This is a genomic window from Pseudomonas costantinii (genome assembly GCF_001870435.1).
In the GTDB taxonomy this organism is placed as follows: domain Bacteria; phylum Pseudomonadota; class Gammaproteobacteria; order Pseudomonadales; family Pseudomonadaceae; genus Aquipseudomonas; species Aquipseudomonas costantinii.
On record NZ_MDDR01000061.1, the window covers coordinates 56359 to 68222 of the forward strand.

Here is an 11864-nt window from a genome sequence, read left to right on the forward strand (position 1 = left end):
GCCAGTCCGTGGTGGGCAAAATGCACATTAGGATAGCTGTGCCTATTCCTGCACAGATTGGCAGGTATTTCCTCATGCCGCACCTCTGGCCTTGGCCACCGCACTCATCATGGCCTTCCAGGCCTGATACATAGCCTCTTCTTGCACTAGATCCTCCTTGCCGTCCCTGCGACGGGATGCGAGGGCGGCAAGGTGAGCTGAACACGCCTCAAAAAGATCAGGTGCGGCGAGAATTATGGCTCGATTCTTCTCATATTCAGCGTTATCGACTAGCTCTCCATCGCCAGACGGGCAGTCGAGTAAAATAGGAATGCGGCATACCATTTGATGGTCTGGCCCGCGCACATCGGCCATACCGTCACCCCAGCCTTCATTTGAACAGGTCCACGGTGTTGGTGTGTGCTTGCTCATGGCATTGCTCTCCCGATCTCGGCAGCGGCGCGGACGATGCAGCGGCGCATCGCAACCATTCTGCAACCTCCATTGTCCTCAGGCTTCTCTATCATATCCTCAGTTCCGCCAAGGATATTTGACCGGTAAATAATGATGTTTTCGCCATTGCATTCAATGTAGAAGTACAAGGCACACGCTAACCGCAGCGCATCGCCGTCGTCATCAAGCGGTACCCACCAGTATTCGGAGCCGTTGGACTCATCATCCACATGGTGCGCCTGCTTTGCGTCATACCATTGGCCGATGTTTAGGCCGGAGGCGCGCGCAGCCTTTGCAGCCAGTTCCAGCAACTCCTGATCGCTTATGATGCTCATCTGATCTGCCCCCATCGGTTGCGCAGCGACGAATGCTGCTGAATGGGCCGCTTCTTTTTTGGCCAAGGCCTGTTATCTGGTGATGGGATTATTCCGCCAAGATAGTCGATCCCAGTTGCGTGAAATTCTCCCGTCACGACATTCATCAGATCGCTATTGAAACCGGCGGAAGCCAGTTCGGCATATTGCGCCTCGGTGACAACGATCGCGCTATAGCCCCTGAGCTGCATCTCGGCCTCGATCCTGGCGCACTTTGCAGGATCGTTATGGCTATCAATGATAAACACCGTACAGGTGGAAGCAGAAGGCAGGCGCTGACACCCGACAGATAGGACAAGTTGATCAATGGCCTGATTGGTCATGCTGCTTGCTCCCCAAGTACGCCCGCTTCCTCAAGAATCAATTGTGCTTCTACCAGAGCGTTATCCACAAGGCTTTCGAGGGCTTTATGGATGGAATGACGCCAGCGGCGGTAGGTGCGGTCGTCGAGGCCTTGGGCGTCCCAGGTGGTCATGTCGTAGTTGGAATCTGCCAGAATGATCGGCCCATCCTGCTGCGAGGTCCGGCGCTTGGCCGCAGATGCGTTTGCGCGCTCGACTGCGGACTTTGCTGCCTCAACCCGCCACGCTGGTGCGTCTTTGTCGAGTTCGACCGCCTTGGCCTTCACAGGCTCCTTGCGCACGCCTTTGATTTGAGGAATTGCCCAGGCTGTAACTGCGCGCTGGGTGAACAACTTCGGTGCCGGGCTTGTCACGATAGCCACCAGTCGCCCGGTAGCCTCGATCTTGCGCCCATTGTGCGTGCTGAACTTGGCGGTCAGGGCGAACCAGTGGCGCTGGCTCAGCACCTTGTGGAGCAGCTTGTGCACGATGCAGTCCTGTAGGAGCGACCATTCCTTACCGCTGATCTCCCCTTTCTGCTTGGCGCACTGAACGCGAGGCTCCAGATTGCACCCGCCAGCCGAGTTTATGGTCTCGGCAGCCAGGGCGCGGACAACAGCGGATACAACGTTGCGGTAAGTCATGCTGCCACCCCTTTAGCTACGGAAGGTTCGCTACGGAAGAACGCGCCACCGACACAGTGGATCAGCGTGCGCTTACCGTTCAGGTAGGTAATTTCGTGCGTGTGCGTCCAGCCGCTCGGACTGTCGGCGTTGTAGCCCATGTTCATCTTGGAGCTGGTGCCGACCGAGTGCGCGCCGTCCACGATCTCCGCGCCATGGCCGTGACCCTTGGTGACCTTGGCGCCGATGCTGGCAAAGCCGCGGGTAGATCCGCGGGCCCCATTAGGTCCTTTGTGTCCGTGCCAACCGAACTCGATGCCGTGACGGGCGAAGGAATCGCCAGGCTTGAGCCATTGCAGGCGGTCCGCCGATGCCATCAGCTTGTCCATCCAGTACTTGAATGGGTCACAGTAGCTGCCATCGTGGATGGATTGGAGCATTGCGGCCTTGGTTTCGTGGTAGACCAGTGCGTTTTCCAGGTCGTGGGCGTGCTCCGACTTCTCCAGCCATTGACCAAAGTGCTCGTTATGGTTCGAGCCGACGATGATGGTCTTGCCGGCGAATGAAGAAAGAAGATCTACGTGCTTGGCGGTGGTGGTCAGCTCGCGAAGCACGCTTGAAGTCCCGGTGACGTGGCGGCGGAACTTCTCAAAGTACCTGGCGTGATGGCTGGCCGACCCGAAATTGAGCACGTCATGAAGCACGAGAAAGCGAGGGCGCACGCGCTCGGCAAGCGCCTTGGTGGCTTGCGTGACGCGCGGGTCAGCCATCTCGGCATGGACGTCGCCCATTGTGAGGACTTCGACCTCAGGCTCGTACTCAGCGCCCTTCACGGTGTATTTCGTGTCTAGGTCGTAGAAGCTGCCGTCCTTCAGCGGGCAAATGTGGCGGATGTGGTTGTTGTTACCGTCTACTTCGACTACCACGGCGCCCAGGGTGTGGTGGAAGCAGCCTTTAGCCCCGGCGTTGGTGTCGCTGTACTGCTCCACGGTGCAAGCACCCGTTGTCATCACCAGCTTGGCAGGGTCGCCGACCTTTGTGGCGACCGGCTTAAGTGCGATCTTGGTGTGACCAAGGATCGCCGACGAGGTGCCACTAACCGTCAGCCAGCCTTGCAAAGGGTTCGCGGCGGTGGGCTGAACCTTGATATCAGCCAGCACCACCAATCCACGAGCGATCTTGGTCCGCTCATGGATGATGTACGGCGCCAGGCGCGAATCCCACCACTCGTCGCTGCCACCCTCCTCCCGGCTGGTCGGGTTCTTGTAGCGCATCGGGATCACGATCAGCTTGGCGCCATTGACCGAGCAGTAGAGCTGCAACGTCTTGAGGAACGCCGAGTGGACCTTGGTAGCATTCACCGCGGCGGTTATGACGTAGCACTGGGCGCTAACAGACTCAACCGTGCGCACATCAGCTGACGCTGGAACCATAAGCCCATTACTGGCCATGCGTGCCTTACGCTTGGACAGTGTTCTGGCATGAAGCCCCAGATGCTTTGCAGCCTGGGAGTGAGACATGGCGCTCAACGCCTCAATGATCTGCTCGTCGGTTACTTTGATCATTGGGCATCTCCGGCGAGGGCTTCGGCTTTCAGGGCGGCGTATGCGACACAGTCTTCGGCGGAGTCGGCGTGGTAGGCCGGGTTCTGCCACTGGCGCACGTCTTTGAGAATTTGTAGCAACAACCATCCCTCGGCCTCGCTCAGCTTCTGACCGGTGATGGTGTTGAAGGCCGAAACAGTGGTGGCCATGCTGCGCTCACCCTCTGGCTTGTCGTACTGCTGGCCGCGCTCAAGCATCAGCGCCTGGGCCTTACCGAGGAATTCGTGAGCTTTCATGCCGCCACCTTCTGGTTGTTCAGATGTTCAACGCACGCCGCCTTGGCCTTGTCCTGATCCTTGCCGGAATGGATGATCTTTCCCTTCGGGCACCGGCAGACGTACGCAAACCCAGACTCCATCGCGTATCGGCTGAGCAGATAGCCCTCGTCGGAGGACATGCAATTCTTGCTGATGGCTTTCCAGTTCATGGCCGCGACTCCCAATCTTGTGGCGAGTATTCGAGCGTATTCAGATCAATCAAGGTGAAATGGCCGTCTGCCCAGCCAGCTGTATCGATGTGGTAGACGTTGCCGAGGATTGCGGGATAGCGCATTGGCGTATGGCCTACGATCACGGCCCTTACACCGGACACACCACTGCGGTTGTCGTCGGTGATGCGCTTTCTGGACCATTGGACCATTGCGGCGGCGTGCTCAGCCTCCGCCGAAGGCCCTGCAAGTGCGGCAAGCATCTCCTCCCAGCTACCGCGAGGCACGTCTGCATGAACGACCCCAATGAGGCCCTGAGCCGTCTCAATCTCAATCGCGATGGGAAGGTCTTGTAGGATGCTTGCGTAGCAGCCCTGCTCCACGCTGGAAAGGCCGTAAAACCACTGGCCGCCGTTGATGAAGTGCATACCGCATTCATCGCTTGTGCGCCCTGAGGCATACGAATCAACAGTCATCTGCTCGTGGTTTCCGCGCACAGCGTGAAACCAAGGCTTGCGGAGAACCCATTCGTCGACGTCCAGCGACTCAGGCCCGCGATCTACCAGGTCGCCAACGCTGAACAGGCGGTCGACTGCAGGATCAAAACCGGCGGCATCGAGCGCGGCCTGCAACCGGTTGAAGTGCCCGTGAATGTCGCCAACCGCGAAATCCCGGCCAGCAGTGTTTACGGCGAAGCGCTTTACCTGCGTCATGCGACTTGCCCCTTCTTGAGTTCTCTGGTCTTTGCCCGGTATTCGGCGGTGATGGCTTTCAGGTCTTCGATGGTGTACTTGCGCACCGATTGGTCAGCCTCGAGCAGTTCAACCTCGTCTCGGCCGATTCGCTTGATCAGGCCGATGCGGTAGTCGATGGCGTTCCCAGACAGATAGCGGTTGTCCTGCTTGCTCTGGGCGTGGCAGTTGCGCTCATCGAAGCGAAGATGCGGTGCGGCGCCGACGGATCTGTAGTGCCCTGCATCTACTGCGTTACCGGCCCAGTCCAGCGGCCGGCCGCTCGATATGCACGGGTGGCCGGCGAGTTGGTCACGAACCCGGATGAACTCGTTAAACGCTTTCTGCGCGTCACGCATGTGGTCGGCCCGAGTCTTGAGCGCTTGCTTGCGCACACGGATATCGGCGCGACCCACCTGATCCAGCGACTTGCGCGCCTTGTCCTCGTTCACATGCTTGATGGCTAGGCCGCACTTGGGGCTGCACACGGCTTGACCCAGGCGTTGAGCGACGAACTTCTCACCGCATGCTGGGTTCTTGCAGGTTTTTGGGCGGGGCTGTTTGGCTGGGAGGCTCATATTCACGCCTCCATCACAGCGGCGATGAGGCATAGCATCACCGCTGCAAAGGTTTGGCCGCCCAGGGCGAGGATCAGCGCAATGAGCCAAATCATGCTGCCTCCCCCATGTTGCAACGCATCTTCATGTACTCGCTGTCTTCGGGATGCGGCAGGTAGATCCCGTGTTCAGCTGCCCAGGCGTCAATGCAGGTCATGAACGAGTGCATGGCGCCTTTGTCCAGATCGCTCGTGTGCTTGAGTTCGTAGCGCTCGGTGACTTCGCCGGTCTTGAGGTTTATGTCGCGGATAACCTCTTCGCCCAGGAAGGTCAGCTTCAGGTTGCGCTTCATGTTCTCCATATTCATCGGCGCACCGGTGGCGAACGTGGTTTTTCCCATGGACACGAAGAACTGGGCCGCGCACTCACACCACTTGTGGAACAGGGCGTTCTGGGGAAGGCTGCGGCACGCACCGGTGATGGTCACGTTGCAGGGGAAGCCCTTCTTGCGGATGGCTGCTTGCAGGGTGGACAGCTCGGCCAGGGAGCTGATGCGGATCTTCTCGCTCATGACTGCTCTCCCTTGCCGATGGCGCCGCCGATCTGGCCGGATCGGGTTTCTGGCAAATCAGCCTGGGCGGTTACTCGCGTTTTCGGGCATGGCAGGCCAAAGTGACCACCCCACTGACCGCAAACCATGCAGCCGTCGGAATAGCCAATTGCCGGCTCATGAAAGGGCTTGAACGGGTGACGTGCATCGCGCTCTTTGCGCAGCGCCTCGTTCTCGGCCTTGAGCTGGTCGCGCTCGGCCATCAGGTCGGCAGTGACAACCGCGCCTTGCGATGCCAATGCACGCAACTGATCGGCACGGGCACAAATTTCCAGCGGCCCCATGGCCGCCTTCCAGCCAAGACGTTCTTTCACGCGCCGGATCTTCCGGCTGATATTTGGTGGTGTGCACTGGTGGAGCTCTGCCAGCTCGATCTGGGAAGTGCCGCTGACGAAGCTGATCAGCAGGTCTACGTCACCGCGGTGAATTGCCGGGTAATCGCACAGGTTCAACTTCACGCTGGCTGCAAGCCGTTCGTTCTCGGCGATCAGGGCCAGGACGCCATCAGCAAGAGCCTTGTGGTTTTCGTCGCCACAGAAACGGCGATCCGTCAGCACGCGATCAACCAGCCGCTTCAGTTCGGTGTTGTCGGTCATGGCGTAGCCCTCAGAATGGGATGCAGCAGAGACAGGAAATATCGGTTACGCCGCATTTGGCACAGCCATCAATCGAGGCGTCGGGTTCTGGGTGTTTTTCGAAAGAGATTTCCGTCAGCTCCCAGAAGGGTCGAATCTCGCAACGACCCATTTCGTCGTACTGACCATCGTCGTAAGCGGCTTCGTAGATATACTCGCCGGGGCCGCGGCTGAACTCATGATCCCAGCTCAGCTGTTCCTCGATCATAGTCAGGCCATGAAGGCCAATCTCGCCGTTAACTGCACAGATGAAAGGGTCATCCCCGTCATCGAGAAGGAAGACCTTCACTACCAAATCCTTTTTGGCTCTGAATAGGCTCTTGTCGGTCATGTCCTTTGCTCCGCTGTCTTCTTGCCGAACTTGGCCAGCAGCAGTGCGCGGGCTGACTTGCCGTCGGCCGGTATGCCTTGCTGAAGGATTCGTGCTTGGGTTTGTTGGTCGGCCAGTTCGTTGGCCAGCTCAAAGGCGGTCTTCTGGCTGTCGTGGCCGATACCGGTGAGGATCTTTCCGTTGAGCGGCTGGCCTTCCTGGGCGCGGCGGATCACCACGGCATAGTTCCGGTCGAAGCGCTCGCGAAGGCCTTTGTCTTCCTGCTTGGCGGCGCGCAGGTCGAAGATTCCGGTCTCGTTGGCAGCGATGCGCACGCCGTCGTGGCTGTAGGTGCCCATCAGCGCCTCCATCCATGCGGCGTCGGCGGTGGGCATGCCGAAGTCTTCCGGGCCAGCCACGCACATGCTGATGAACTCACCAACACTCGGAGCGAATGGGCGGCTCAGCTTCCGGCACTTCTGCACGCCAAGTTCAATCTGCTCCAGCGTGCGGATACCGACGGCGGCGAACTCCTTGATCCATTCCGCCTTGGCCGCGTCCAGCGCTTCGGTGGACGGCCAAGCCTGACGCCATGCAGGAAAGATCCCGCGCAGGCGCCGGAACAGATCGTTCACCACTTCTGCCGTCTGTGGCGTCACTGGGAACGATTCAGGGCGATCTACGTCCGGAAGGTTCCCAGCGTTAGCCATGAGTTGCTGAACGGTCTTCATGGGCTCACCACAAGGCCTTCGGCCCACTTGGTGCTGTTGAAGTCAGGCCCACTGCTCACACTCCTTCCGCCTGTCCCAACCTTATCCGGGAACAGGCCGGTCCAGCCGTTGCTGATGGACTGGTTTATCACGGCGTCAGGGTCGGGGTGACCGGCCAAGGTCTTGGCCTGTTTGGCGCAGGTGGTGGCGGTCAGGGGCTTCTTGATCTCGCGTCGGTGCTGGCACCAATCGGCCCAGGTAGACTCACTCACATACAAAGGGCGAGCAATCAACGGGTCGAACTTCTGAATCTTTTTAGGCGCGGAGGGAGCTTTAGCTACCGACTGCTCTACTGATTCAATGACTGGTTCAAAAGAGTGACTGGTTCTGGTGCTTTCTGGGCCTACAGGGGGTGTAGGCTGTGGGCCTACAGCTGTGCTTTCTGGGCCTACAGGTGTGCTATTTCGGCCTACATCCCCAATGGTTAGAAAGTACAGATTCGAAGAGTTACCTTTTGGGCCCTCGCGATTCTCAATCCTCAGCAAACGCTGCTCTTGAAGGTTCTTTATATGCTTACGAACAGTGCTGCGGTTTATCTCGCACTGATCGGCAATGTGCTGGTATGAAGGCCAGCACTCGCCCATATCGTTAGCGTTGTCAGCCAGCTTGATAAGTACGAGCTTACGAAGGGGATTTCCTACCTTCGTTTTCATGGCTTTCACCATGAGATCCATGCTCACGCTGCACCTCGAATCACGTCACGAGGGCGCGGATATTGGATATAGTTGACTGCGGATTGGGTAATAGGCATTATTTACTCCAGTACGAAATGCAATGCGCTGTTGAAGAAACCACCTGGCCGGGTGGTTTTTTTTCGCCTGCCGTTTGGTTGTCGCTAATCAGGACCTTCATCAGCCCCTCCTCTTTCGGCCCTTTCGAGGCCCTTTTTGTGTTCAACCAGTGAAAGCAGGGGAGCTTTACGCTTCATCTGCTCCATCTGGGCCTGGATCGCGAGTGATCTACCTGCTTGCAGGTACTCTTTCGTCGCGTGTTCAAGGCTCCATCCGAGCTCGACACTTAACTGTCTAACCTCGTCCTGAGCCCCTTCTTCCAGGAGGTCGAAGGTTCTTTCAGGCATAGGTCCTCCATAGGGCTCTTAAGCTGATTTATCCTGTGCACATGCATGCATCTCTCTGATCAGTTCGGCAGCACCCAAACGGCGCGCGATCATTGAAAGCTCATGGATGTAAGTGGCGAGCTGCATGCCCGCCTGCTTTGCTTCCATGCGCAGGTAGCGCAGGTCTTCTGGGGTGTAACGTGCCTTGATAACAGCGCTGCGTTTGTGTGCTGGGTCGTCATATGCCATTGGTGAGGCTCCTTGGTTGTTCGAAGGGGTTAAGCGGCTTTTGGGTGCTGCAAGAAATAGTTGGTCAGCTTCTGTACAGAGCTGATCCGAGGGTCCTTGGTGGCTTCGTAGACGATCTTGCAGATCGTGAAGTACGGAACACCGGACGCTTCGCTGATTGCCCGCCACTGACTGTGGGAGCGGCTTTCCAGCTCGGTCTTAATGAAGCCGAGCAGGTCATGTTGGAAATTGGCTACGGACATGGCGGTAAACCTATTTTGAGTCGTTCACGCATATCGTAGTCGTATACGAATATTAGAGTCAAGTCACAAACGGCTATTGATTAGTGGGAGCATTAACCGTATATGGATAAGGGGTCAGCCGATGCTTTCAATACGCCAAATTCTGGCCAATAACCTGAAGTACTTGATGTCCAGCAATCAGAACCTGGATACGCAGCAGAAGCTGGCGGCCAAGTCGGGAATTGGCCAGCCAACCATTGGTCGCACACTAAGGGAAGAATCTGACCCGGGGATCAGCACGGTTCATAGTCTTGCTAAGGCATTCAAGATCGAAGCGCAGGACCTTCTGGATTCCGGCCTGATCGATCGCCTAAAGGGAGAAGGCTCCAACGTCAGCTCAGGACAGGGCCTTTACGATCCAGTACCTTTGATTTCATGGGTAGCAGCCGGGATGCTAGACGAGAGCTTTGATCTATTAGAGACACACGATGCCGAGGAATGGCTGCAATGCCCCTACGCGCACAGTTCTTCCGCTTTCTGCTTGCAGATTAAGGGATTGAGCATGTGGCCCGAGTACAGGGACGGTGAAATCATTCTCGTGGACCCAGGCGTAGAGGCTAGGCACAACAGCGACGTTGTTATACGTACGCCAGAGCCTGACCGCAAAACAACGTTCAAACGGCTACAAATCACAGAAGACGGCACATATCTTATGGCGCTCAACCCGGACTTCCCGGACCGCTATATACAGATGCCGGAAGAAACGAAGATTTGCGGTGTTGTTACCGGCTCATGGATGAGACGCAGATAAGCTCGGAGAGGAATGAAGCCCGCCATGTGCGGGCTTTTTTGTGTCTGGCGAAAACCGCATTCGAATAATTTTGAAAATAATAGCCATATCCGGCTTGACAGCTAAGTCGCATACGCATAAATTTAAGCCATGAACGGCTAAGACAGAGTTCAGAGGGCCTAACAAGACCCGCCACACGACTGGTGAAGCCGCCAGATAGCCCGGGATCAGCGAAGTGATCTCCCAGCCCCCTCCCGGGGACCGACTGGAACCAACCGCTCTTTGAAATCAGATATACGCCAGTGACCGACGCCAGTAGCGGGTCACGGTGGAAAGCATCACTGAGCAGCCTTCTCGCGAGGGCTGCTTGGGATGACAACCAAGAGGAATTCACCATGGCTATTCGTAACGACAAAGGTCAGTTCGTCAGCACCCAGCAAGCGCTCGCCGCGGACCTTCAAGGCTTCATTGATGACTGGACGCACTGGGCCAAGCAAGCGCTGCGCGGCGGTGACAAGACTGAAGCCGCTCGCTGCATGGCCGAGGTTCGCGACTGCCGCCAGAAGCTGATCGCGTTGACTGCATGACGGACCTTTTCACTTCTGCCACCGCATCGGTGGCAGCGGGAAAACAACCCATCAAGCACGGAGCCTCAAATGAGCGAACAAACCCTTCAAGCGCTGCTTGCCGAGCGCGTCACTGCATACGCCCAGTCAGACCGCCCGCGCGAGCTGATCGACGAGGGTATCGAGAAGCTGTTCAAAGAAGTTGTTAGCGACACCTTCCGCTCCTATGGCGATTTCGGCGGAGCCATCAAGGAGGCTGTCAAGGCTGCGTTGCCGGCCAACGTCTCCGACGTGTTCGACCTTCAGCGTTACAACGCAGTAGTGGCGAATGCGCTTCGTCAGCGGTGGGAAGCGGCTGGCCTGGGCGCAATCATCTTGGAGCAGGCGGACAAGTCGATCACTGAGGTGCTTACCGGCGATGGCCTGATAGCTGGCGAGGTATCGCTGAAGGCCCTGCTCGACGAATTCATCGAGCATCACAAGGACAGCGCAGCAGAAGGCCAATGGGAGCGTCCGGAAATCCGTATTGAGGAAGGAGACGGCAGCTACTCACACAAAACACTTCACATCTACTTCGATCCGGAGCCAGAAGGCAGTTACCGGAGCAGCCACTACTCGTCATCCTCACGCAGCAACTACAGCCTGAAACATGCTCTGCACGTGAGCATCAAAGGCGAACGTGAAACCGGCGATCGCTGGAAACCAACCATCGCCTTTGGCGAGGTCTACAGCGCAAAGCTGGATGACAAAAAGCTAGCCATTAACATGCAGGTTTATTCGAAGTGGGAGCGCATGTTGGCAGCCCTGTACTTCGGCAACGCAATGCTTTTGATCGATTGCGATACGGATGACCTGAGCTACGGAATTTACGACTGAACAACCAGCGCCAAACGTGAGCCTCACGTTAACTGCCCGATCCTCTCTATGAGAGCGCATCGGACTGCTCTCCACCTTTCACGGCAGGCTTGAGACTGTTCAAGAACCTCCACCGGAAGCCTGAGAGCAGTCCGATGCGTACGAAGGCGCGGCCTAGCCGCTTAAACGCATCAGATCGCAGGAGAGTCAGCAAGCCTAGCATCGTGATTTCGGGTATTGACCAGCAACCATATCGAGCTGATCAAACAAAGAATTATGACGGCAATAGAAGCGGGCAAATGAAACTGATGCGCGCCAGCCAGAGCGAGTCCGGCATGGATAACGAATGTCAGCGTACCTAAACCAGCGCAGATCTTGGCAAAGAACGACGCGCGACTCGTGCCCAGTAAAACATGCCGATACCCAATCATTAACACGGGTATGACTAAGGCATTGAAGAGCAGAAAGCCTTGAACACCACCGGGCAAGAAAAACAACTCCCACTCGCGCCAAAAGGCAGCATCTATCTGATGAAGGACCAGTAAAAGCATCGTCAAAAAGTAGCTTCTTTCCATTTAAGCAGCCCCATAGGGAAAGTAATGATCATCCATGTATGCAGCGCTTGGATGATATTAGCTGCCAAGACAAAACGCTAATGCCCCTGTGCGCCTCTACCCGTCAGCACTCCTCCCCGCGCCCATCGGCAACCAGC

At 57.1% G+C, this 11864-nt stretch carries 21 protein-coding genes; 3 read left to right on the top strand and 18 right to left on the bottom strand.

All coding sequences use genetic code 11. The features are described from left to right. Window positions 1-72: 72 nt before the first annotated feature. The 17 genes from BFL40_RS30045 to BFL40_RS30125 form a co-directional block, all read right to left on the bottom strand. Window positions 73-411 (bottom strand): XkdD/Y8K6 family phage-associated protein, encoded by a 339-nt coding sequence (locus tag BFL40_RS30045; protein WP_139213480.1) that lies wholly within the window; start codon window positions 409-411, stop codon window positions 73-75. Further along, on the bottom strand, window positions 408-767 hold the full coding sequence (locus BFL40_RS30050; RefSeq protein WP_071487351.1) for a hypothetical protein: 360 nt from the start codon (window positions 765-767) through the stop codon (window positions 408-410). The genes BFL40_RS30045 and BFL40_RS30050 overlap by 4 nt, the downstream gene beginning before the upstream one ends. Then, window positions 764-1129, bottom strand: coding sequence for a hypothetical protein (locus BFL40_RS30055; RefSeq protein ID WP_071487352.1), 366 nt, complete (start codon window positions 1127-1129; stop codon window positions 764-766). The genes BFL40_RS30050 and BFL40_RS30055 overlap by 4 nt, the downstream gene beginning before the upstream one ends. After that, complete coding sequence (locus BFL40_RS30060; protein WP_071487353.1) at window positions 1126-1791, bottom strand: hypothetical protein; 666 nt, start codon at window positions 1789-1791, stop codon at window positions 1126-1128. The genes BFL40_RS30055 and BFL40_RS30060 overlap by 4 nt, the downstream gene beginning before the upstream one ends. Then, window positions 1788-3335, bottom strand: coding sequence for a hypothetical protein (locus BFL40_RS30065; protein WP_071487354.1), 1548 nt, complete (start codon window positions 3333-3335; stop codon window positions 1788-1790). The genes BFL40_RS30060 and BFL40_RS30065 overlap by 4 nt, the downstream gene beginning before the upstream one ends. Continuing rightward, window positions 3332-3610 (bottom strand): DUF6378 domain-containing protein, encoded by a 279-nt coding sequence (locus BFL40_RS30070; protein WP_071487355.1) that lies wholly within the window; start codon window positions 3608-3610, stop codon window positions 3332-3334. The genes BFL40_RS30065 and BFL40_RS30070 overlap by 4 nt, the downstream gene beginning before the upstream one ends. Then, on the bottom strand, window positions 3607-3801 hold the full coding sequence (locus tag BFL40_RS30075; RefSeq protein WP_071487356.1) for a hypothetical protein: 195 nt from the start codon (window positions 3799-3801) through the stop codon (window positions 3607-3609). The genes BFL40_RS30070 and BFL40_RS30075 overlap by 4 nt, the downstream gene beginning before the upstream one ends. Further along, on the bottom strand, window positions 3798-4514 hold the full coding sequence (locus BFL40_RS30080; RefSeq protein WP_071487357.1) for a metallophosphoesterase: 717 nt from the start codon (window positions 4512-4514) through the stop codon (window positions 3798-3800). Before BFL40_RS30080 ends, BFL40_RS30075 begins: the two co-directional genes overlap by 4 nt. Then, a complete protein-coding gene (locus BFL40_RS30085) occupies window positions 4511-5110 on the bottom strand; it encodes a recombination protein NinG (protein WP_071487358.1) in 600 nt (199 codons plus the stop codon). Before BFL40_RS30085 ends, BFL40_RS30080 begins: the two co-directional genes overlap by 4 nt. A gap of 91 nt (window positions 5111-5201) precedes the next feature. Beyond that, a complete protein-coding gene (locus BFL40_RS30090) occupies window positions 5202-5660 on the bottom strand; it encodes a NinB/YbcN family protein (protein WP_071487359.1) in 459 nt (152 codons plus the stop codon). Beyond that, window positions 5657-6295 (bottom strand): hypothetical protein, encoded by a 639-nt coding sequence (locus tag BFL40_RS30095; protein WP_071487360.1) that lies wholly within the window; start codon window positions 6293-6295, stop codon window positions 5657-5659. The genes BFL40_RS30090 and BFL40_RS30095 overlap by 4 nt, the downstream gene beginning before the upstream one ends. A 10-nt stretch (window positions 6296-6305) precedes the next feature. Continuing rightward, complete coding sequence (locus tag BFL40_RS30100; RefSeq protein WP_071487361.1) at window positions 6306-6665, bottom strand: hypothetical protein; 360 nt, start codon at window positions 6663-6665, stop codon at window positions 6306-6308. Next, window positions 6662-7375 (bottom strand): replication protein P, encoded by a 714-nt coding sequence (locus BFL40_RS30105; protein WP_071487362.1) that lies wholly within the window; start codon window positions 7373-7375, stop codon window positions 6662-6664. Before BFL40_RS30105 ends, BFL40_RS30100 begins: the two co-directional genes overlap by 4 nt. After that, window positions 7372-8088, bottom strand: a complete 717-nt coding sequence (locus BFL40_RS30110) for a phage replication initiator YdaU family protein (protein WP_071487363.1) — start codon at window positions 8086-8088, stop codon at window positions 7372-7374. The genes BFL40_RS30105 and BFL40_RS30110 overlap by 4 nt, the downstream gene beginning before the upstream one ends. Window positions 8089-8249: 161 nt before the next feature. Beyond that, window positions 8250-8492: a hypothetical protein gene (locus BFL40_RS30115; RefSeq protein ID WP_071487364.1), complete on the bottom strand. Its 243-nt coding sequence runs from the start codon at window positions 8490-8492 to the stop codon at window positions 8250-8252. Between the two features lie 18 nt (window positions 8493-8510). Next, window positions 8511-8720, bottom strand: a complete 210-nt coding sequence (locus tag BFL40_RS30120) for a hypothetical protein (protein WP_071487365.1) — start codon at window positions 8718-8720, stop codon at window positions 8511-8513. Between the two features lie 29 nt (window positions 8721-8749). Continuing rightward, window positions 8750-8962 carry a hypothetical protein gene (locus tag BFL40_RS30125; RefSeq protein ID WP_071487366.1) on the bottom strand — a complete coding sequence of 71 codons (213 nt, stop codon included), beginning with the start codon at window positions 8960-8962 and terminating at the stop codon, window positions 8750-8752. 121 nt (window positions 8963-9083) lie between these two features. Between BFL40_RS30125 and BFL40_RS30130 the strand changes: the two genes are divergently transcribed. From BFL40_RS30130 to BFL40_RS30140, 3 genes are all read left to right on the top strand, one after another. Next, on the top strand, window positions 9084-9752 hold the full coding sequence (locus BFL40_RS30130) for a LexA family protein (RefSeq protein WP_071487367.1): 669 nt from the start codon (window positions 9084-9086) through the stop codon (window positions 9750-9752). Between the two features lie 374 nt (window positions 9753-10126). Beyond that, on the top strand, window positions 10127-10318 hold the full coding sequence (locus BFL40_RS30135; RefSeq protein WP_071483913.1) for a hypothetical protein: 192 nt from the start codon (window positions 10127-10129) through the stop codon (window positions 10316-10318). A gap of 69 nt (window positions 10319-10387) precedes the next feature. Next, complete coding sequence (locus tag BFL40_RS30140) at window positions 10388-11173, top strand: hypothetical protein (RefSeq protein ID WP_071483912.1); 786 nt, start codon at window positions 10388-10390, stop codon at window positions 11171-11173. Window positions 11174-11343: 170 nt separating this feature from the next. Here the strand turns inward: BFL40_RS30140 and BFL40_RS30145 are convergent, their stop codons facing one another. Then, on the bottom strand, window positions 11344-11727 hold the full coding sequence (locus tag BFL40_RS30145; protein WP_017479588.1) for a DUF6713 family protein: 384 nt from the start codon (window positions 11725-11727) through the stop codon (window positions 11344-11346). Window positions 11728-11864: the final 137 nt, after the last annotated feature.